Origin of the sequence: Enterococcus sp. C65, assembly GCF_040887165.1 — a bacterium.
Lineage (GTDB): Bacteria > Bacillota > Bacilli > Lactobacillales > Enterococcaceae > Enterococcus_B > Enterococcus_B hirae.
This window is the reverse complement of the sequence record NZ_JBFOFG010000006.1, coordinates 213,123-235,165: the sequence shown is the minus strand read 5'-3', so window position 1 is coordinate 235,165 and position 22,043 is coordinate 213,123. Positions and strand designations below refer to the sequence as shown.

16 protein-coding genes are annotated in these 22,043 nt (G+C 38.6%); 12 read left to right on the top strand and 4 right to left on the bottom strand.

What is annotated here, in order from left to right:
- The first annotated feature begins 7 nt into the window (after window positions 1-7).
- From AB3I12_RS08950 to AB3I12_RS08935, 4 genes are all read left to right on the top strand, one after another.
- Window positions 8-1,789, top strand: a complete 1,782-nt coding sequence (locus AB3I12_RS08950; RefSeq protein WP_063627421.1) for a V-type ATP synthase subunit A — start codon at window positions 8-10, stop codon at window positions 1,787-1,789.
- The gene (locus tag AB3I12_RS08945) at window positions 1,782-3,158 is read left to right on the top strand and encodes a V-type ATP synthase subunit B (protein ID WP_010718636.1); all 1,377 of its coding nucleotides are present in this window, start codon (window positions 1,782-1,784) and stop codon (window positions 3,156-3,158) included. The genes AB3I12_RS08950 and AB3I12_RS08945 overlap by 8 nt, the downstream gene beginning before the upstream one ends.
- Window positions 3,159-3,165: 7 nt before the next feature.
- Window positions 3,166-3,798 carry a V-type ATP synthase subunit D gene (locus AB3I12_RS08940; RefSeq protein WP_080292479.1) on the top strand — a complete coding sequence of 211 codons (633 nt, stop codon included), beginning with the start codon at window positions 3,166-3,168 and terminating at the stop codon, window positions 3,796-3,798.
- Window positions 3,799-4,114: 316 nt separating this feature from the next.
- Window positions 4,115-5,461 (top strand): TrkH family potassium uptake protein, encoded by a 1,347-nt coding sequence (locus tag AB3I12_RS08935; RefSeq protein WP_063627420.1) that lies wholly within the window; start codon window positions 4,115-4,117, stop codon window positions 5,459-5,461.
- A gap of 86 nt (window positions 5,462-5,547) precedes the next feature.
- Here AB3I12_RS08935 and AB3I12_RS08930 read toward each other — a convergent pair whose 3' ends face one another.
- A complete protein-coding gene (locus AB3I12_RS08930) occupies window positions 5,548-5,919 on the bottom strand; it encodes a VOC family protein (RefSeq protein ID WP_063627419.1) in 372 nt (123 codons plus the stop codon).
- Window positions 5,920-6,047: 128 nt separating this feature from the next.
- Here AB3I12_RS08930 and AB3I12_RS08925 point away from each other — a divergent pair, with 128 nt between their 5' ends.
- On the top strand, window positions 6,048-6,485 hold the full coding sequence (locus AB3I12_RS08925) for an NUDIX hydrolase (RefSeq protein ID WP_034699102.1): 438 nt from the start codon (window positions 6,048-6,050) through the stop codon (window positions 6,483-6,485).
- Between the two features lie 90 nt (window positions 6,486-6,575).
- Here AB3I12_RS08925 and yidA read toward each other — a convergent pair whose 3' ends face one another.
- Genes yidA through AB3I12_RS08910 form a run of 3 tightly spaced genes read right to left on the bottom strand, consistent with a single transcriptional unit; the run spans window position 6,576 to window position 9,597 of the window.
- Window positions 6,576-7,388, bottom strand: a complete 813-nt coding sequence (gene yidA, locus AB3I12_RS08920) for a sugar-phosphatase (protein ID WP_010718630.1) — start codon at window positions 7,386-7,388, stop codon at window positions 6,576-6,578.
- A 24-nt stretch (window positions 7,389-7,412) separates the two neighbouring features.
- Window positions 7,413-8,783, bottom strand: a complete 1,371-nt coding sequence (locus AB3I12_RS08915; protein WP_063627418.1) for an HD domain-containing protein — start codon at window positions 8,781-8,783, stop codon at window positions 7,413-7,415.
- Window positions 8,767-9,597 carry a lipoate--protein ligase family protein gene (locus AB3I12_RS08910; protein WP_063627417.1) on the bottom strand — a complete coding sequence of 277 codons (831 nt, stop codon included), beginning with the start codon at window positions 9,595-9,597 and terminating at the stop codon, window positions 8,767-8,769. The genes AB3I12_RS08915 and AB3I12_RS08910 overlap by 17 nt, the downstream gene beginning before the upstream one ends.
- 312 nt (window positions 9,598-9,909) lie before the next feature.
- Between AB3I12_RS08910 and AB3I12_RS08905 the strand changes: the two genes are divergently transcribed.
- The 7 genes from AB3I12_RS08905 (at window position 9,910) to AB3I12_RS08875 (ending at window position 21,961) form a co-directional block, all read left to right on the top strand.
- A complete protein-coding gene (locus AB3I12_RS08905; RefSeq protein ID WP_010718627.1) occupies window positions 9,910-10,347 on the top strand; it encodes a DUF1934 domain-containing protein in 438 nt (145 codons plus the stop codon).
- Window positions 10,348-10,422: 75 nt separating this feature from the next.
- Window positions 10,423-11,034, top strand: coding sequence for a DNA-directed RNA polymerase subunit delta (gene rpoE / locus AB3I12_RS08900; protein WP_010718626.1), 612 nt, complete (start codon window positions 10,423-10,425; stop codon window positions 11,032-11,034).
- A gap of 134 nt (window positions 11,035-11,168) precedes the next feature.
- The gene (locus AB3I12_RS08895; protein WP_063627416.1) at window positions 11,169-11,681 is read left to right on the top strand and encodes an RNA polymerase sigma factor; all 513 of its coding nucleotides are present in this window, start codon (window positions 11,169-11,171) and stop codon (window positions 11,679-11,681) included.
- A gap of 27 nt (window positions 11,682-11,708) precedes the next feature.
- Complete coding sequence (locus tag AB3I12_RS08890) at window positions 11,709-12,602, top strand: RsiV family protein (protein ID WP_063627415.1); 894 nt, start codon at window positions 11,709-11,711, stop codon at window positions 12,600-12,602.
- Window positions 12,603-13,083: 481 nt separating this feature from the next.
- On the top strand, window positions 13,084-13,557 hold the full coding sequence (locus AB3I12_RS08885) for a DUF4352 domain-containing protein (protein WP_063627414.1): 474 nt from the start codon (window positions 13,084-13,086) through the stop codon (window positions 13,555-13,557).
- A gap of 19 nt (window positions 13,558-13,576) precedes the next feature.
- Window positions 13,577-17,464, top strand: coding sequence for a BspA family leucine-rich repeat surface protein (locus AB3I12_RS08880; protein ID WP_081248833.1), 3,888 nt, complete (start codon window positions 13,577-13,579; stop codon window positions 17,462-17,464).
- Window positions 17,465-17,680: 216 nt separating this feature from the next.
- A complete protein-coding gene (locus AB3I12_RS08875) occupies window positions 17,681-21,961 on the top strand; it encodes an immunoglobulin-like domain-containing protein (RefSeq protein ID WP_063627413.1) in 4,281 nt (1,426 codons plus the stop codon).
- The last annotated feature ends 82 nt before the right edge of the window (window positions 21,962-22,043 follow it).

The window sequence follows — 22,043 nt, the reverse complement described above, 5'->3', positions numbered from 1 at the left end:
TAGTCATTTGCAAATTGGAAAAATCATAAAAGTCTCCGGTCCTCTCGTTATGGCAGAAAATATGTCTGAAGCAAGTATTCAAGACATGTGTTTAGTGGGAGATTTAGGAGTCATCGGCGAAATCATTGAGATGCGTCAAGATGTGGCGTCTATTCAAGTATATGAAGAAACTTCAGGAATTGGTCCCGGAGAACCTGTTCGTTCCACTGGGGAAGCACTATCTGTTGAACTAGGACCAGGAATCATTTCACAAATGTTTGACGGGATTCAAAGACCACTGGATACATTTATGGAAGTGACTCAAAGTAACTTCTTAGGACGTGGGGTCCAATTACCAGCTTTAGATCATGAGAAACAATGGTGGTTTGAAGCGACAATCGAAGAAGGAACAGAAGTAAGTGCTGGAGACATCATTGGGTACGTGGATGAAACGAAGATTATTCAGCACAAAATCATGGTCCCTAATGGTATCAAAGGAACTGTACAAAAAATTGAATCTGGATCATTTACGATCGATGATCCGATTTGTGTGATCGGAACGGAACAAGGCTTAAAAGAGCTGACGATGATGCAAAAATGGCCAGTACGTCGTGGTCGACCAATCAAACAAAAATTAAATCCAGATGTACCGATGATCACCGGTCAAAGGGTCATTGACACGTTTTTCCCAGTAACTAAAGGAGGAGCGGCAGCCGTTCCAGGTCCGTTTGGTGCAGGGAAGACAGTTGTGCAACACCAGATTGCTAAGTGGTCGGACGTAGATCTAGTGGTTTACGTTGGTTGTGGGGAACGAGGAAATGAAATGACGGATGTCGTCAATGAATTTCCTGAACTGATCGATCCAAATACGGGCGAGTCTTTGATGGAACGAACTGTGTTGATCGCTAATACATCGAACATGCCAGTAGCTGCTCGAGAAGCTTCTATTTATACGGGAATCACGATTGCCGAGTACTTCCGTGACATGGGGTATGATGTAGCAATCATGGCAGATTCCACTTCTCGTTGGGCAGAAGCACTGCGTGAAATGAGCGGACGTTTAGAAGAAATGCCTGGTGATGAAGGTTATCCCGCTTATCTGGGCTCTCGTCTAGCTGAATACTATGAACGTTCAGGACGTGTCATTGCTCTAGGCTCTGACCAACGTGAGGGCAGTATCACTGCCATCAGTGCGGTTTCTCCTTCTGGTGGAGATATCTCTGAACCAGTGACTCAAAATACCTTACGAGTGGTGAAGGTTTTCTGGGGATTAGATTCTAGTCTTGCTCAAAAAAGACATTTTCCATCGATTAACTGGATCCAAAGTTACTCATTATATTCAACAGAAGTTGGCAGATATATGGATCAAATCTTACAACAGGATTGGTCTGATATGGTAACTGAAGGCATGCGGATCTTGCAAGAAGAAGAACAATTAAATGAAATCGTGCGCTTGGTAGGGATCGATTCGCTTTCTGATAACGATCGCTTGACCCTTGAAGTAGCAAAATCGATTCGAGAAGACTATTTACAACAAAATGCTTTTGATGATGTAGATACGTTTACTTCAAGAGAAAAACAATTCAACATGTTGAAAGTTATTTTGACTTTTGGGAAAGAAGCTCGAAAAGCCTTATCGTTGGGAGCGTACTTCAATGAAATCATGGAAGGTACGGTAGCGGTCAGAGAACGCATTAGTCGGAGCAAGTATATTCCAGAAGAAGAGTTAGCCAAAATTAGTAGTATAAATGAAGAAATCAAAGAAACGATCCAATTGATTGTTTCAGAAGGAGGGATGACCGATGATTAAAGAATATCGTACAATCAAAGAAGTGGTCGGCCCTTTGATGGCAGTCGAAAAAGTTTCGGGAGTCAAATATGAAGAATTGATTGAAGTTCGGATGCAAAACGGCGAGATTCGTCGTGGACAAGTACTAGAAGTCCAAGAAGACAAAGCGATGGTTCAGATCTTTGAAGGAACAAGTGGAATCAATCTAAAAAATTCTTCCGTACGCTTTTTAGGACACCCTTTACAATTAGGAGTATCAGAAGACATGATCGGTCGGGTTTTTGATGGTCTTGGTCGACCAAAAGACAATGGACCTGAAATCTTGCCAGAAAAATATTTAGATATCAATGGCGAAGTAATCAATCCAATTGCCAGAGATTATCCCGATGAATTTATCCAAACAGGGATTTCAGCAATCGATCATTTGAATACATTAGTCCGTGGGCAAAAATTGCCGGTTTTTTCTGGCTCAGGTTTACCACACAAAGAGTTGGCTGCCCAAATTGCTCGCCAAGCAACTGTTTTGGATTCTTCCGATGATTTTGCTGTGGTTTTTGCTGCCATCGGTATTACTTTTGAAGAAGCCGAGTTTTTTATGGAAGACTTTAGACAAACAGGTGCGATTGACCGCTCTGTTATGTTTATGAATTTAGCTAATGATCCAGCAATCGAACGAATCGCCACGCCAAGAATGGCATTGACGGCCGCTGAATATTTAGCTTATGAAAAAGGCATGCATGTCTTAGTCATCATGACCGATATGACCAACTATGCAGAAGCGCTCAGAGAAATTTCGGCCGCACGTCGAGAAGTTCCTGGTCGTCGTGGTTATCCAGGCTATCTTTACACAAACTTAGCCACCTTATTTGAACGGGCTGGACGGATTAGAGGATTGAAAGGTTCTGTAACTCAAATTCCGATTTTGACGATGCCAGAAGATGATAAGACTCATCCGATTCCCGATTTGACGGGTTATATCACAGAAGGTCAGATCATTTTAACGAGAGAGCTTTATAAGAGTGGGATTCAACCACCGATCGATGTCTTGCCTTCTCTTTCACGGTTGAAGGACAAAGGAACAGGTGCCGGTAAAACGAGAGAAGACCACGCAGCAACGATGAACCAATTGTTTGCCGCCTATGCGCAAGGAAAACAAGCGAAGGAATTAGCTGTCGTTTTAGGTGAATCTGCCTTGTCAGATATTGATAAAATCTATGCAAAATTTGCGGAACGATTTGAAAACGAATATGTCAACCAAGGATTTTACACCAATCGGACGATCACAGAAACGCTTGACTTAGGTTGGGAACTGTTGGCGATGCTTCCAAGAACCGAGTTAAAACGAATCAAGGATGATTTACTGGATAAGTATTTGCCAGAAGGGAAGTGAGTTCCTTATGCGATTAAATGTCAATCCTACGAGAATGGAGCTAACTCGTTTAAAGAAACAATTAACGACAGCGACAAGGGGACACAAACTTTTAAAGGACAAACAAGATGAATTGATGCGTCAATTTATTTTACTGATCCGTAAAAATAATGAGTTACGCCAAGCAATAGAAAAAGAAACCCAAACAGCAATGAAAGATTTTGTCTTAGCAAAGTCAACAGTCGAAGAAGCCTTCATTGACGAACTTTTAGCATTACCAGCGGAAAACGTCTCACTTTCTGTAGTTGAGAAAAATATTATGAGTGTCAAAGTTCCCCTCATGAATTTTCAATACGATGAAACATTGAATGAGACACCATTAGAGTATGGCTATCTTCATTCTAATGCAGAGTTGGATCGTTCGATCGATGGTTTTACGCAGCTCTTACCAAAGCTTTTGAAGCTGGCAGAAGTTGAAAAAACATGTCAACTCATGGCTGAAGAGATCGAGAAAACCAGAAGAAGGGTCAATGCGTTGGAATATATGACGATTCCTCAATTGGAAGAAACGATTTATTATATTAAAATGAAGCTGGAAGAAAACGAACGAGCAGAAGTAACTCGCCTGATCAAAGTGAAAAATATGGGAACAGAAGAGTAAGGCTGATCCAATTCAGCATTCTAATGGCTTTTTTCAGGATCGAAACAAATCGAATTTAGCGTAAGAAGAAAAAGTAGTCATTTATTTTTCTTCTTGCGCTCGTTTGCTTATAATGGAAAGAGGTCGTGAAAGAAGCGGTCAGCTCCGAGCGAATAAGAGAGGATTTTTTTAAATAGCTTCTCCTATTTTAGAAAATCATCGCTTATTGTTGAGGAGTTGCTTCACGCCAATGATTCATTTTGTACCTATTTATGATCGCAGAACAAAATGTCGTTCTGAGATCTTAGATAAAAATTAAGCATAAGGAATGACTATCATGAAAAAAAGAGTAAGAAAACGATTATCACCTGTCCAGCTAATTGCTGCTGGTTTTTTTATCTTGATCCTGTTTGGAGGTAGCTTACTGACGTTACCATTTTTTAGCCGCAGCGGAGAAAGCACCCATTTTATTGATGCCTTATTCACTGCAACCTCAGCTGTTTGTGTGACTGGTTTGACGACACTGAATACTGCGGAGCATTGGAATAGTGCAGGACAGTTTTTGATCATGACCTTGATTGAAATCGGTGGGTTAGGCTTTATGATGATCCCGATCCTCTTTTTTGCTATTGCGAAGAAAAAAATCAGTTTTAGTATGCGGATTGTGCTAAAGGAAGCCTTAAACCTTGAAGAGATGTCGGGTGTAATTAAGTTAATGATCTATATCTTAAAATTTGCGGTGGTGATCCAAGTAATCGGGGCGGTTGCTTTGAGTGTAGTTTTTATTCCTGAATTTGGTTGGGCTAAAGGAATCTGGTTTAGTATCTTTCATGCCGTTTCTAGTTTTTGTAATGCAGGATTTGATTTATTAGGAGACAGTTTACTCGCGGATCAAACAAATGTTTACCTGATCATGGTCGTTTCAGCGTTGATCATTGCAGGTGGATTAGGTTTTATTGTCTGGCGTGATATTCTAAGTTATCATCGGGTCAAAAAAATCACACTACATTCAAAAGTCGCCTTATCTGTAACTGCACTCTTATTAATTGGTGGATTTATTTTATTTCTCATCACTGAAAGAAATGGACTGACTTTAGTTAAAGGTACGTTTACAGAAAGATTAGCGAATACATTTTTTATGAGTGTGACACCAAGAACAGCAGGCTATTACTCTATTGATTATTTACAGATGAGTCATGCAGGATTGATTTTAACGATGTTTTTGATGTACATCGGAGGAACTTCTGGTTCGACAGCTGGAGGACTGAAAACTACGACATTAGGAATTTTATTGATCCAAATGCATGCCATGTTTAAAGGAAAGACACGAGCAGAAGCCTTCGGTCGAACCATTCGCCAAGCAGCTGTGCTACGTGCATTGACTCTTTTCTTTGTAACTCTCTCTTTATGTGTTGTTGCGATCATGGTCCTATCTGTGACGGAGACGATTCCCAAAACGTCAGGAATCGAATATATTGCGTTTGAAGTCTTTTCCGCTTTTGGGACAGTTGGTTTGACGATGGGGTTGACCCCGGATTTGACATTGATCGGAAAACTAGTCATTATTTCTTTGATGTATATCGGTCGAGTAGGAATCATGACAGTCGTTTTTTCACTACTAGTAAAAGCGAACAGGACAGAAGCCAATTACAAATACCCAGAAGAAAGCATCATGCTTGGGTAGTTGTGAAGGTATCGGGGAGTTCCGATGATAATAAAAAAGAAACGCTCAAAACAAGAGAAGCTGTTTTGAGCGTTTTTTTAACAACCTTATCCCCGAATAACTTCGATTTTATATCCGTCAGGGTCAACAACGAAATAATAAGAAGGAGCTGTTCCTGGAAGTCCTTTTAGGTCTGTCACATTGAATCCTTCTGTTTGGTGTTTTTCGTGAAGTGCTTCTAAATCATCCGCAGCAATAGCAATGTGTCCATAGCCATTCCCTAGATCATAGCCTTCATGATCATAGTTATAAGTTAATTCTAATTCGTAGTCATCTCCTGGTAAAGTTAAATAAACAAGGGTGAATTTGTTTTCCGGAAAATCACGACGACGACTTTCTTCAAAGCCAAACGCTTTTTGGTAAAATTCTAATGAAGCGTCAAGATCTTTCACTCGAACGCAAGTATGAGCCATTTTCATAAATAACTACTTCCTTTCCTTTTTTTTCATCATAACAAAAAAAGAAAGAGCAATAGAAGATTTGCGCTTGTTTATGAGAAAACTCTCATGTAAAATAAAAAGTAAATAAGCTTAAGGTGGACAAAATGATGGATAAACCAGTATTTGGTGAAAAAGAAGCAGGGGTCCAGTATTCCCCACGATATGCTGCCTATATCATCGTGGAAGAAAAGAACAAACTAGCTTTGATTGAAGCTCCAAATGGTGCTTATTTTTTACCTGGTGGAGAGATCGAAGCGATGGAAACAAAAGAAGCAGCTCTTAAGAGAGAACTCCTTGAGGAAATGGGGATCGTCGCAGAAATTGCGACTTATCTAGGGGAAGCGGATGAGTATTTTTATTCCAATTACCGTCAGACCTATTACTATAACCCAGGCTACTTTTACGTGGCAAACGGCTGGCAACAAGTGGCAGAACCAACTGAAAAGACGAATACCATTTGGTGGGTCACACCACAAGAAGCCATTGAAAAATTAAAACGAGGTAGCCACAAATGGGCGGTTGAAAAATGGTTATTGAACAATTAAAACAATTAAATCAAGAAAAGATCCAAAACCAGCGTACAGTCAGTGACGAACTGGTTTTGGATTTTTATTTAGTAGCAAATGTTATTTTTATTATGATAAAACATACGTTTTGATCGCTTCTGCCACACCATGTTCTTCATTTGTTTTAGTGACCACGTTGGCAGCTTCTTTAACTAGCGGAACTGCATTTCCCATCGCAACGCCTAAGCCAGCATATTCAATCATCGATAAGTCATTTTCGTTGTCACCAATCGCCATGATCTCATCCTGATCGATTCCAAGATGTTGCGCTAAGTTCGCAACGGCTGCGCCTTTACTTGCTTCTTTGTTTAATACTTCAAAGTAATAAGGCGCACTTTTCACTGTCGTGTATTTTTCACGGAATGTTTGTGGTAAACGAGCAATCGCAGCATCTAAGATATCAGGTTCGTCGATCATCATCATTTTAACCAAATTGATATCTGGTGTCATTTCTTCAGGTGTGCGGTATTTCAACGGCATATGAACTAAGCTGGCTTCATGGATCGTATACGCACTGATATCACGATTAGAGGTGTAAATCGCCTGATCATCAATGGAGTGTAGATGACTGCCAACTCGACGAGCCATCACTTCGATTTCTAAATAATCTTCATGTGTCAAACCATGTCGTGCGATGATTTTTCCTGATTTTGTTTGTTGGACAAGTGCGCCATTGTAGGTGATCACGTAGTCATTTTCTTGGAATAAATCGAGTTCATTCAACTGTTCTTGGACACCAGGCAACGGTCTGCCGGTACACAAGACGATAGCTACTCCTTTAGCGACAGCCTGAGCAATTGCTTCTTTGACGTCTGCTGTAATTTCTCTTTTCTCATTTAATAAGGTTCCATCGATGTCGATGGCGACTAACTTGATAGACATAATTTCCTCCAGTGATCGTGTGTTTTAGTTTGTTTGGTTAATCAGTGAACCATTGCGGATATGGCTTGCAAATTCTTGATAGGTTTCGTCAAATAGATCGTAGTGATTTCTTAAAGACGGATCAACCATTTCTTTTGGAAAGAAAAATCGTTCATCTCCTTGTTCTTGTCCAGCAAGAGCAGCCACAAGTTGGCTCACCTCTGATAATTCTACCAAAGTTCCATCATTTCGCAAGATTTCGATTTGTGTTCGATGGCGTCCTTCTTCGGGGCGATAAAAATCATAAGGCAAATCATAACTGGAATTGATGGCAGTGTAGTAGACAGGATTGTAGCCAACTTTTTCCACAAGAGCAGTCATTTCCTTGATCAAGGAAGAAGAGCGATCCCCAGAAAAAGTCGCCGATTTTAACGGTTTACGGTATAAGAAACGTTTAGCTAAATCACTTAAGATTGGATCAGAAAATTCCGTCCATTGGGTAAAATAAGTTCCTAAAACGCCATCGTCTAATTTTAAATACTCATCCAGTGTAAAGTTTTCGTCAAGAAACGGTAAGAGTAGTTGAGAATGGGATTCAAACACATTGGGATCTTCTCGATACAACTCATGCGCCCGATGTAACAAGTGTTCTAAAATTACTTCCATGCCACGAGACACAGGGTGGAAATAAACTTGAACGTACATTTGATAGCGGCTCACAATATAATCTTCGACTGCGTGCATCCCATTCATCGAAAAGGCGATCCCGCCTTTATAGGGACGAATGACACGTAAAATTCGGGTTAAATCAAACGTACCGTATTCTGTCCCAGTGTAATAGGCATCTCGTAACAAGTAATCCATTCGATCAGCATCGATCTGACTAGAAATCATTTGGACGACTTGGGGATTAGGATACGTTTTTTGAATCACACTGGCAACTTTTTCTGGAAATCCTTCTTCCACACGATTCAAAATTTGATAAACTTCCGTTTCAGGAGAAGTAATGATCTCTACAGTGATCGCTTCATGATTCGTATGGAAAATATGCTCAAATGTATGAGAATAAGGACCATGACCAACATCGTGAAGCAATGCTGCGCACAATGTAACCAAACGTTCTCGATCATCCCAGCCGTCAGCGCCAATTTTTTCTTGAGGGAAATTGCGGGAAAAGATATCACAGATCCGTCTTGATATTTCATAGACCCCTAATGAATGAGTGAACCGACTATGTTCAGCGCCGTGAAAAGTAAAGGAAGAAGTGCCTAACTGTTTGATACGGCGCAATCGTTGGACTTCTTTTGAATTGATCAAGTCTAAAATGACTTGGTGTTGGACATGGATATAGTTATGGACCGGGTCACGAAAGACCTTTTCGATCGGTAATAATTGATATTTATAAGGAATAGTCATCAGCAAGCTCCTTTAATTTATTTCGTTCTTCCATTCGATTGATTTGATTCGTCCACTGTTCAGAAGTGACATGTGCCTCTTTCCAACATAGCGCATCAACGGAACGACTCTCTCCATAGAGTTGTGTGAGTGCCAATTGGAATTGTTGTTTTACATCCTCAATGGTTAAAGGCGTTTCAAGTAAATCAGCTAAGGTTGCCATACTTTCAGGAACGACCGCCGGGTAACCATCCATGCCGAAATCCTCTTTCAACGCTTCTTGATAGAATCGTTTCATCGCTTGACCTCTGGTTTGTTGTGCGCCATTGACACTAACATACATCATCACAGAAATCCCGTTTTTTATGCGACGTTGGGCGATCCCCGCAAACTTTTTACCGTTGATACTCAGGTCATACGTACCAGGACAATAAGAATGAGTCACTTCAAAAGCTTCGATTGATACGGTTGGAAAAGCCAGACGAGTCAATGTGAGCATTTTTTCATAGGCAGCATCAATCGATATCTTCTCCTGTTCGTTTTGAGGGAAAATCAATGAGAGATTTAAAACCCCTTGATCAGAAATGATCCCTAATCCACCAGCGTTACGAACGATTGGCTGATAGCCTGCTTTTCTTAGCTCCTGAATGCCTTCATGGAAGTAGGGCGTTCGAGTATCTTTCATTCCTAAGATCACTGTTTGTTCATATTGCCAAAAATGGAGAAAGTTTTGGTTGTTTTTTTTTGAATACTCGGTTAAGATATCCGTCAGAGCAAAAGGGGTAAAATCATTTTTTTGATAAATTTTTTGATCCAAAATAATTGTTGGATTCATTACATTCGCTCCTTTATATAATTAATCATCGATTGACATTCCAATGATTCACGTTTGTCATCGTTTCATGGGAGTTTCTCTCATTATTATACTATACTCTAACATACTCTAAAAACGAATAAACGGTGTTCAAGCATCAGCTCCTTGAAATAAGCCTGAATTTTTCAAAATATGAGAAGCTATTTTAAAAAATTCTTTCTTATTGTCATCGGAGCTCCCCGATGCTTTCACAACCTCTTCGATGACGAGTTGTTTGACAAATAGACGAAAACTAGGAACAATGTACCTATATGAAGTAAAGGAGAAGGTAAAATGGCACAATCGCAAGGAACACCCATTTCAATCAAATTACGGACGAAAGTCATGCAAAACGGGGAGCATCAAGACTTTTTCTTTGATCTGAAAGGTCAAATGGTCAAAATTGGGGATACGTTATACATACGATACCAGGAAATTCAGGAAAATACAGCAGAAGAAATCCCTGTAACGATCAAATTGATGCCCGATGGACAGGTTCAATTGATTCGTGCGGGAGAAACACGGATGCGACTAAAATTCGGGTATCGTGAACGTTTGGAAACAACGTATCGGACACCTTATGGCATGCTTCAAATTGAAACGTATACCAAAGAATTACATGTTAGTCTGAAAGACCGACCAACCGCTGGGAAAGTAATGATTGAATACGACTTGCTAATGGGACCAGAAAAATTAGGGGAATATTATTTAACTTTAGATTTTACTGCTTAAATCGCAAAGAAACGTTTGATTTTTTACGTATGATTTTGTATGATAAGGAGTAGACTGTGAAAGGACGTGTCCTGATTGGAAATTAGTGTATTTGAAGGTGCAAACAAAAACGAATTATCAATGATCGAAGTAGCACATGCGATCTTAGAACAACGTGGCGATGTGATGGATTTTTCTGATTTAGCCAACCAAATCCAAACCTATCTTGGAAAATCAGACAGTGAGATTCGTGATTCACTGGCACAATTTTATACTGACTTAAATATTGATGGTAGCTTTATTTCATTAGGTGACAATCGTTGGGGCTTGCGTTCATGGTATGCGATCGACTCGATCGATGAAGAAGTAAACCATGGAATTGACGAAGAAGATGAAGATACACCTCGTCGACGCAAACGTAAAAAAGTCAATGCCTTTATCAACGATGATGAAGATGCGATCGATTATAATGATGATGACCCAGAAGATACTGACTTGTCTGACGAAGATGACGATGATCTTTTTGAAGATGATGATGACGATGATGAAGAAATCGCTGCTTATAACTCTGACCTGCAAGAAATCGGTGCAGACGACACAAGTGACGATGAAGAAGAATTACCAGGCAACATCGAAGAAGATCTAAGCATCATTGAAGATGACGATGAAGACGAAGACTACGAGGACGAAGAGTTTACCGAAGAATAGACTTTCGGATTCATAGCTGCAGATCCCCCAATAAGGGATCTGCAGTTTTTTTGTATTGATTTTTTACATAAATTAAAAAATAATTGAAACTTTTTGGTTTGTTTGATCGTCATAGTAAGTGAGAGGGAAAGGAGATGGGTCCGATTTTTAATCGTTACAAGAAAAAGAAGCAAATCGAAAAATCAAAGAATTTATTAAGTGAATTGATCCAAGAGGAATATGAAAAAATGTTTCGGATCACAATGAATTATGTTCATAACAAAGAAGAAGCATTAGACGTGATGCAAGACAGTTTTCATAAAGCGTTAGCTGCTATTGAACAAGGGAAAGAGATTGAACAATTTTCAGCTTGGTTTTATCGTATTTTGATACGAACAGCGATCGATGCTTGGCGTAAGCAAAAACGAAATCAATCGGAAACATTGGAAGAAGAAACGATTCAACTCGCTCATACAATGGACGATTCATTGACTGATTTACATGGAATCATTGAAGGAATTGATAGCCCCGAAAAGGAAATTTTGATTTTACATTTTTTTGAAGGCTTTCGTTTAAAAGAAATTGCAGAGATTCTTGATTTGAATGAAAACACCGTCAAAACCAAAATGTATCGTACGTTAAATCAGCTAAGAAAAATCTTACAGTAAAAATCACAATAAAGGAGAGAAAGACGGATGTACTCAGCTCAGAAAGAATTAGAACAACTGAAACAAGTCTATCAACAACAAGAAATCCCTCGTGGTATCAAAAATGAGATGATCAAACGCTACTCACTGGAAGAACAAAGGTTTAACCAGCGAGTGAAACGAAAAAAACAAGTGAAAGGACTTATTCTATCTTTTGCTATTATTGCGATGATGTTCAGCAGTGTTTTTTTTAACAATCAAATTCGTAGTTTTGCTGAAGATTTACCCTTGATTGGTCCAGTCGTGAAATTAATTTTAGGGAAAACACTGTCTGATGAAGCAATCGAGATCCGAGTGCCGCAAATCAGTACAAAAGATAAAGAAAATAGTCAGACGATTGCTGGACTGAACAAAAAGTACTTTCGTGAAGGACAAGAAAACTTTGAAAAAGCAAAAGTACAGTACCAAGACTTTAAAACAAATCATTTTCAAGTTACGGGAGATTATCAGAAACTGTTGGATGATCCGCGTTTTTTAGTGATCGAACGAAAGATGACACAAACTGCCGCAGACAGCTATACGGAAAAGCGTTATGATACGATTGATAAAAAAAGCGGAGTAGTCCTATCTTTACCACTTTTATTCAAAGATGATCAGTATCTTTCCGTTTTGACAAATGAAGTCAAAGAGCAAATGCAAAAAAATAGCAAAGAAAACCCTGATCAGTATTATTGGACAGATGATGATTTTAAAGATGGACTAATCAAAAAAACGCCATTAGTTACTAAAGACACATCTTTTTATATCAATAAAAACCACGAATTAGTCTTAGTTTACGATCAATTTTCGATCGCACCTGGCTATATGGGCACACCAACCTTTGTGATACCTAAAGAAGTGACACGTTCACTTTTAGCTTCTCCAGATTACTTAAATGATTAATTCAACTGAAATAGAGCATAGAGGATAGGAAAACTAAGGTTTGCTATACCCTCATTATTATAAACAAGCCTGTAGTTTTCCAAAAAAGACTGACAAATGAACGGATCGAAACAGATTAAGCATAGTGTATAACATCATCCATTGATGTGTTTAACTGCTATGCTTAGTCTGTTTTTTTAGTGAATATACTGAAAGTATAGATGAATAGCCAAGGGAAAACCTTTGAGAAAACGAGTGTCTATCGCTAAATCGGTCAATAAGGATCTGTTGTCCAGGGACAACAATGCTTAATTATATTCACTGAAAAATCACTCTAATTTAGAAGGATTAAAAAAAAACGATCAAAATTTTAAAATAATAAGTGGTTAAATTGAGCGTTTATTAGGGGTTAAAACGAGTAAAATAGCGATACAAGTAAATCAAGTGGATTTGCTTGAATATAGAATTAGTTAGCGACTAGGCAGAAAAAAGGAGGGAAGAAATGAAAAAAACAATTGGACTTTTCGTAGCTGGAATTGCCTGCTTTTGGGGATTGAGCGCTTGCGGTACGACGCATTCGACTACAACGACTTCTACTAGTACTGCTAGCCATACGCAGAAAAAAGCAGAATCGTTGATCGTCAATGGGATCGAGATGACGCTTACTGATTTTGGAGAAAAGACATTGCTCGATACGAATCAAAAAAAACAAACCATCTATAGCGTACACGTCAAAGGGAAGAATGTATCTGCTGATATGAAAGGCTTAGGTGCGATTGATTTCTTATTGAAAACAGATAAAGGGGAACAAACCATCAATATGGATTTTGCCAGCTTCGGGGACGAAATGGACAAAGGAGAGACGATTGAAGGAGACCTCTATTTTCAATTGAAAAAAGGCGAAACGCCTAAAGCCATTGAATACAAACCAACAGATAAAGTGATGTATTCATGGAAAATAGATGATCAAAAATAAGAACATGAAGGAGTAAAAAATGAGTAAGAAAAAATTAACAGCAAAACGTAAAAAACAGCTATTAACGATGTTTGCGGTGGCTGGTGTGATGGGAAATACCGGGATTGCACCAACAATGGCATTAGCGGATACTTTGACACCAACAGCTGAAACTTCTACTGAACAAACACAGGCGAATGAAGCAAAAGAAGTCATCGATCAAACGATACAAAACGTCACAGATCCGTTAGTAAACCCAACGGATTCAACCACTACAACTAGTGACTCGTCAGTACCAACCGATGAAGCAGCTGATGAAACAACTGAGAACACCCAGGAACAAGCAAAAGAACAAGAGCAAGCAACAGCACCGACTGCCGAAAGTGAAGGGGATGCAACTAATCCAACAGCGGAAGCGCAAAAAGAAGACGGAGAGATACCAGGAACATGGGGAGATTGGGGAACCAGCGCATATGTTTTTGAAGAAGAGACAGGGACATTAACGATCACAGAAGGTAAATTAAGTGGCTATGAAGAATCACCATGGAATAGCGGAAACGTAGAGGCGACAGCAATCAAGAAAATTGTCTTAGTTGGAAAAATAGTTGCTCCAGAAAATTCTAGCTACTTATTTAGTGGAAGTAACGGCGAACTTACGAATGTAACTGAAATCGAAGGGTTAAACCAACTGGATACTAGCAAAGTAACAGATATGAATAGTATGTTTTATAATGCGAATAGTCTAGAAAGCTTGGATATAAGTGGCTTTGATACCAGTAATGTAACAGATATGGCTTGGATGTTTGACTATTTGAGTAGTGTGACAAGTCTAGATGTAAGTAGCTTGAATACTAATAAAGTAACAGATATGACTGGTATGTTTAAAGATGTGAGTAATGTAACAAGTCTAGATGTAAGTGGTTTTGATACTAGCAACGTAACGGATATGACTTCGATGTTTGAAGATGTGAGTAATGTAACAAGTCTAGATGTAAGTGGTTTTGATACTAGCAACGTAACGGATATGGATAGTATGTTTTATAGTATGACAAACTTAACAAGTTTGGATGTAAGTGGCTTTGATACCAGTAATGTAACAAATATAAAATCTATGTTTAGTTTTGTCAGTAGCTTAACAAGTTTAGATGTAAGTGGCTTTGATACCAGTAATGTAACAAATATGTATCGTATGTTTAACGAGATGAATAGCTTAACAAGTCTAGATGTAAGTAACTTTGATACTAGCAAAGTCACAGATATGGAAGAAATGTTTGATAATGTTCCGCTTAAGAAATTAATTTTAGGAGATACCTTTAAATTTGTAGAAGTTAATGGAGTTGGTGCATCTCTTTCTTCTAGTTGGAAGAGAGAAGATGGCAAAGGGAAAGTTTATACAGGAGCAGATTTCATGAAAAACTATGGCACCGGTGATTTGACTGCTGGCACGTATGTTTCCGTTGAAACAGGCACATGGGGAACTTGTCCGTATACGTTCGATGAAGATACAAGAACATTAACAATCGGAGCTGGTGAGTTAGGTGGCCATGAAGAATCACCATGGATGACCAAAAAAGTGGCAGGTGGAAAAATCCAGAAAATTGTTTTATCTGGCAAAGTAATTGCTCCGGAAAACTCTACCAACTTATTTGCTGGAGGGGCCACTACACTTCAGTCTTTAACTGAAATCGAAGGATTAAGTCAACTGGATACCAGTAACGTAACAGATATGTCTTATATGTTTGCTTTTCAGATTGCATTAAAAAACTTGGATTTAAGTAGTTTTGATACCAGTAAAGTGACAAACATGAGTTGGATGTTTAATTCTATGTGGAAGTTAGAGAATCTAGATATAAGTGGATTTGATACTAGTAATGTAACAAAGATGCATACTATGTTTGCTAAGACTCCACTTAAGAAATTAACTCTAGGAGATACATTTAAATTTGTAGAATCAGACAGCGGAAACGCAGGTCTTACTTCTGCTTGGAAGCGAGAAGATGGCAAAGGAAATCTTTATTCAGCTGATGATTTCATGAAAAAATATGGCACCGGTGATTTGACTGCTGGCACGTATGTTTCCGTTGAAACAGGCACATGGGGCACTAGTCCGTATACGTTTGATGAAAATACAGGGGTATTGACGATCGAAGCAGGTGAGTTAAGTGGCTATGAAGAATCACCTTGGAACAGTGGTACAGTGGATTATGAAGCCATCAAAAAAATTGTCTTGGCTGGGAAAGTAGTGGCTCCAGAAAATTCTAAATACTTATTTAGTACAGATTCCAGTGGTAAAGACCTTACGAATGTAACTGAAATCGAAGGGCTAAGTCAACTGGATACCAGTAACGTTACCAATATGGCGGATATGTTTAACAATATGAGTAACGTAACAAGTTTAGATGTAAGTGGCTTTGATACCAGTAATGTAAAAGATATGAGTAGTATGTTTTACTGTATGGGTAGCGTAACAAGTTTAGATGTGAGTGGGTTTGATACTAGTAATGTAACAGATATGCACTCTATGTTTACAGGTATGGGTGGCATAACAAGTCTAGATATAAGTGGCTTTGATACCAGTAACGTAACAAGTATGTTTGCGATGTTTGCAGCTATGGATAGCGTAACAAGTCTAGATATAAGTGGTTTTGATACAAGTGAATTAACAACGTCGGAAAATATGTTTTATCAGACTCCACTTAAGAAATTAACACTAGGCGATCACTTTAAGGCGATTGGAGACACTAAGTTATCAGCGCCTGAAGCATTGAACGAAGGGGATCAGCTGACAGGAAATTGGATTCGTGAAGATGGTCAGTCCAAAGGCTATTCACCGGCTGACTTTATGGCAAATTACGGCACGGGTGATTTAACGGCAGGAACTTATGTGGCAGAACTAGTGAAAAGTGAGTTGGAACCACAAGAATATCATGTAGGAGATGTCAATATTACTGGAACCTACACAGGGAATATGTCTCTCGGCCGATTAACCGTTAATGGCAAAGTGGTCAGCTGGGGCGGTAGCTTCAAGGATGGTCAATTCAGCTATTATGTTGGTGCTGGCAAATTAAAAGTCGGCGACAAAGTCGTATTAGATGGCTACAACAAAGAGAAGAAATTGATGGATTCCAAAGAGATTGAAGTGATTTCCGAATCTTCAGGATCAATTGATCAAGTGGACGCGTATCAGTTGGGTGATTCAACGATTACTGGAACTTACACGGGGGATATCCATAAAGGAAAACTAGTAGTGAACGGAGAAGTCGTTAGTTGGGGCGGAACCTATAAAGATGGCAAGTTTAGCTATTATGTGAACTCTCAAGTCATCAAAGCAGGGGATCAAGCAACGATTCAAGGATATGATAAATTCAATACACCACTAGGGGACCCACAACCGGTAACTATAGGAGAACAACTGGGTCAATTAACAGAAGCCCATCGTGTGGGAATCAGTACAGTGATCGAAGGAAGCTACACAGGCGATGTTTACCAAGGAATCTTGTTGGTCAATGGCGAAAAAGTTAGTCAAGGCGGCAGCTTCAAAGATGGCAAGTTCAGTTATTATGTAGGAAACCTTAAAGTGTCAGAAGATGATCAAGTAGTCTTGATGGGTGCCAACAATCGAGGACAACAAATTCCAGGATCAGAGATTGATGTCACTATTCAAACACCAACAGCTGAAATCAACGAATTGACTTATAAAATCGGCACACAAACGATCAAAGGAGCCTATGGTTCTGATACCCAAGTTCACCAAGGACACTTGTTTGTCAATGGTAAACTGATCAGTAAAGGTGGGAGCTTTAAGGATGGGGCAATCAGTTATTATGTGAAGCCAGATCTAATCAAAGCTGATGATCAAGTAACAATGAATTTCTATGATGGAAGTGGCAACTTATTGGCTGAAAACCAAACAGTTTCTGTTAATTAAGAAAAAAATTCCATATTTAAGATGAACTAAATGGTACTCGCTGATTGCCAGTACCATTTAGTTTTTTAAGTACTTAGTTATCAGAAAGATATCCTTATGAAAAAGCAATGTTCAAAAATAAGAGTAACGAAATGAATAATCAACGAGAAAACAGCTATTAACAATTAGTAATAGAAGAATTTATAAAAAATTATCTTTTATAGATAGGGAGATATTATGAAAAAGATGGCTAAATTAAACGATTTGATCAAAAGATGGGGTTTTTGTTTTTTATTGATGACGATGACTTGGCAGGTTAGTTCGATGGTTGTTCACGCTGACACGAAAGAATTAAAGACGCCAACTGTGGATGTTACTGCTATTCCAAGAGGAGATCTCTATACAGATTATGATAAAGAGCGGAGAAATACTACTCACAATAACTTGGAAGTGACAGGGCTATTTTTACCTCGTGGAGAAGAAATTACGGTAGAAGTCAAAGAGAATCCAGAAAATGTTAGCTTAGTAATCGGGCAGTATGGAAAGTACGAGAATCTTAATTCTGCACCAGAAAGCATTGGTTCAAATCCGGTTGATTATCAGTTAACTAAAGGGATCAATCATATTACTAGAGAAGACAGCGATGGTATGGTTTATATTCGTAACCAATCTTATGACCAAACGATTCATGTTACTTTAACAGGTGGAGTCGAGGTTCCTGAATTTCGATTAGGTGGCAAAAATAATCAAGCAACCTTTTTTCAACGATTGAATGATTCCACGACGAATGTTCCTTTTTTTGTCATTGAGGGAAAATATGTGTTTGGAACATTTCAAATGAGTGAACTAAAAAATATAACGCCTCTTTCCGAAGATCGTTTAAATGAATTGGCTAGTTATTGGGATAAAGTATATCAACTGACTGTAGAATGTTATGGGTTTAATAATCAAGCAGGCTATGCTGCTGAGAAGAACATGAATCAAAGAATTCATATTGCCAATCCTGATTCAGGGGCAGGCTATGCTTATGCGACCAATAACTATATCTCTTTTCAAATAGATACGGGCGCTTCTCAGGATATTTTAGGAAGTAAACCGACAGATCAGCAATGGGGATTTTGGCATGAAATGGGGCATACGTTCCAAACACCTCAATACAAATTTGATGGTATGACAGAAGTAACGGTAAATATCTCTTCTATGTATGTCCAACAAAAATTAGGCTTCCCTTCACGACTTGCAAGCAGCTCAACACAAAAGGTCATTGATGATTACTTTAATATTGATGTAGATAAACGTGATTTTAGTAGTTTAGGCGATGAGCTATTTGCTCAGTTGGGGATGTTTTGGTCCTTAGAGCGCGTCTTCGGTTTAGATTACTATAAGACTGTTTCTCAACTATATCGAACAATGGAAACAAGAGAACTCCCTTCATCCAATGATGAGGAGATTCAGACAATGGTTAAAGTATTTTCTCAAGCGGCAAATCGTAACTTAGTTCCTTACTTTAATCAATGGGGAATAAAAACAACTGCTGAAACAGAAAAATATTGTCAACAGTTTAAGAAACTAGAAAAAGAAATTTGGAAAGATGTGGACGGTCGTGGGGAGGATTATGCACTCCCAGGAGCTGTTAAGCCTTACACCATTCCGACACTGGATTCCTTTACATTGACTAATCTGCCAATTTTTACCACAGCAGGCCAAATTTCGTTAGAAAACCTCAAATCTATTCCACTTGATAGTCCTACGAAGATTTCAAATGTTTACTATCAAGGGATTGGCAAATATCCTGATTATCCAGGGAATACCATTAAGCTAACGAATGAGAATGGCGTTTCTAATGTTTTACCTATTAAAGAGGTAACTGGAGGAGAAGCAGTCAAACTTTTTGGTAATGCTTATGGTTTCCAGATCATTGCACCTAATCCAGAGACTAAAACTTTCTCCATGGTGGGGAGATCAGGTAAACTTCATTTTAGTTGGGGAGATGATGTATATGTAACGATTCACCAGTATGATCATCAGATGAAACAGAAAAAAGCGGTTGAATTGTCAGGTGAAGAAGATAGCGACAAGTTAAGTAAAGTGTTTAAAGATGCTCCTTATGAAATCGGTGACTATGTTCATATCACCCATGAAGAATCAGATAATCGGATTGAACGTTACCACAATAATAAATTGATTCCTAATGATTATGAAAAAAGTTATTGGTACCAAATGACAGATAAAGGCTGGAAAGAAGTGGATCTAAAACCAGTAGTTACACCAATCACAAAAGATTTGTTCTTGGGATTACCAGTGGATGCTACACAATTAGTAGATACAAGCTCAGAAAAAAACATTGTACCAATCACTAAAGTCGAATATGTACAAGAGCCAGATTTTGCAACTGTAGGACAAACCAGCACAGAGATAAAAGTTACTAACAGTGTGGGAGAAACCACAACAGTTTCAAATGATGAGCTGATTGTTCGAGGAGGAGAAGCAGTCAAACTTTTTGGTAATGCTTATGGTTATCAGATTATTGTGCCAAATATACAGACCAAAACTTTCTCGATGGTTGGAAATTCAGGTAAACTTCATTTTAGTTGGGGAGATGATGTATATGTAACAATCCAACAATACGACCATCAGATGAAACAGAAAAAAGCGGTCGAATTGTCGGGTGAAGAAGATAGCGACAAGTTAAGTCAAATGTTTAAAGATGCTCCTTATGAAATTGGCGATTATGTTCACATCACTCATGAAGAATCAGGTAATCGGATTGAACGTTATCATAATAGTGAATTGATTCCTAAGGATGACGAAAAAAGTTATTGGTACCAAATGACAGATAAAGGCTGGAAAGAGGTTGACCTAAAACCAGTAGTTACATCAATCACAGAAGATTTATTCTTGGGATTACCAGTGGATGCTACACAATTAGTAGATACAAGCTCAGAAAAAAACATTGTGCCAATCACTAAAGTCGAATATGTACAAGTGCCAGATTTTGCAACTGTAGGACAAACAAGCACACAGATAAAAGTCACTAACAGTGTGGGAGAAACCACAACAGTTTCAAATGATGAGCTGACTATTCTGGGTGGAGAAGCCGTTAAACTTTTTGGTAATGCTTATGGCTATCAGATTATTGTGCCAAATCCAGAGACCAAAACTTTCTCAATGGTTGGGAAATCAGGTAAACTTCATCAAAGTTGGGGAAATGACGTGTATGTCACGATCCAGCAATATGATCGTTATCTGAAACAGAAAAAAGCAGTTGAATTGTCAGGTGAAGAAGATAGTGACAAGTTAAGTCAAATGTTTAAAGGCGCTCCTTATGAAATCGGCGATTATGTCCATATTACCCATGAAGAATCAGATAACCGGATTGAACGTTATCATAATAGTGAATTGATTCCTAATGATGATGAAAAAAGTTATTGGTATCAAATGACAGATAAAGGTTGGAAATCAATCACTGAAGAGGAACTTCCAGAAGAAACCAAAGGAACGATTCAGGCGGATCAGTATATCCTTGGTAAAACAACAATTACTGGAAGATACTATGGTAATGTGAAAAAGGCTCGATTAACCGTCAATGGAAAAGTGATCAGCTGGGGAGGAACTTTTAATTCAGATGGAACCTTCTCATATTATTGTGGACCTAAAACAATAAGTGCAGAGGATACAGTTGTTTTAGATGCTTTTGATGAAGAGAATAAATTACTGGATACCGCAACTCTAACGATCACTAGTTATTCTGGAGCGATTACGATGGCTGACTATCAATTAGGTGCTTCTGTTATTACCGGAACATATACGGGAGATGTTCGAATGGCTCACTTAACAATCAATGGACAGTCCATTAGCTGGGGTGGGACTTTTAAAGACGGGACATTTACCTACTATGTGAAGCCTTCTCAAATTAAAGACGGGGATAAGGTATCGATCCAAGGATATGATCCAAATCAACATTCGTTAGGAGAAGAACAACCGGTCAATCTAAAAAAAGTAACAGGAAAAATAACTCAAGCAGTGAAGAAACAAGGAAGTACAGTCATTGAAGGGACTTATGAAGGCGACATCTACCAAGGTCGTTTAACTGTCAATGGAAAAGTGATCAGTTGGGGAGGTGCCTTTAAAGATGGTAAATTCACTTACTATATTGGTCAACTGGAACTATCTGAAACGGATACGGTGGTTCTTGAAGGAGTGGATAGAAATAAAAATATCATCGAAAACAGCAAAATTAACGTAACCTATCAAAAAAGTGAGGTAAAAGTAACTGATTTAAGCTATACCTTAGGCACACAAACGATTTCTGGAACCTATCAAGGGGAAGTTAAAAAAGGACAATTGTTTGTTAATGGAAAATCAGTCAGCTGGGGCGGTAGCTTTGCTGAAGGAAACATCGATTACTATGTGAAAGCCAATCAAATAAAATCAGGGGATAAAGTAACAATGAACTTATACGCACCAAATGGCCATCAAATTAGCGAAGGAAATGTTGTGACGATCAAAGAAAAATAACCACTCATTATTTTGATTACGTCCAGCTACTATGTAAAAGTGAAAGGTAAAAGTGAAAGCATCCAGAAAGTCATTGATCTCA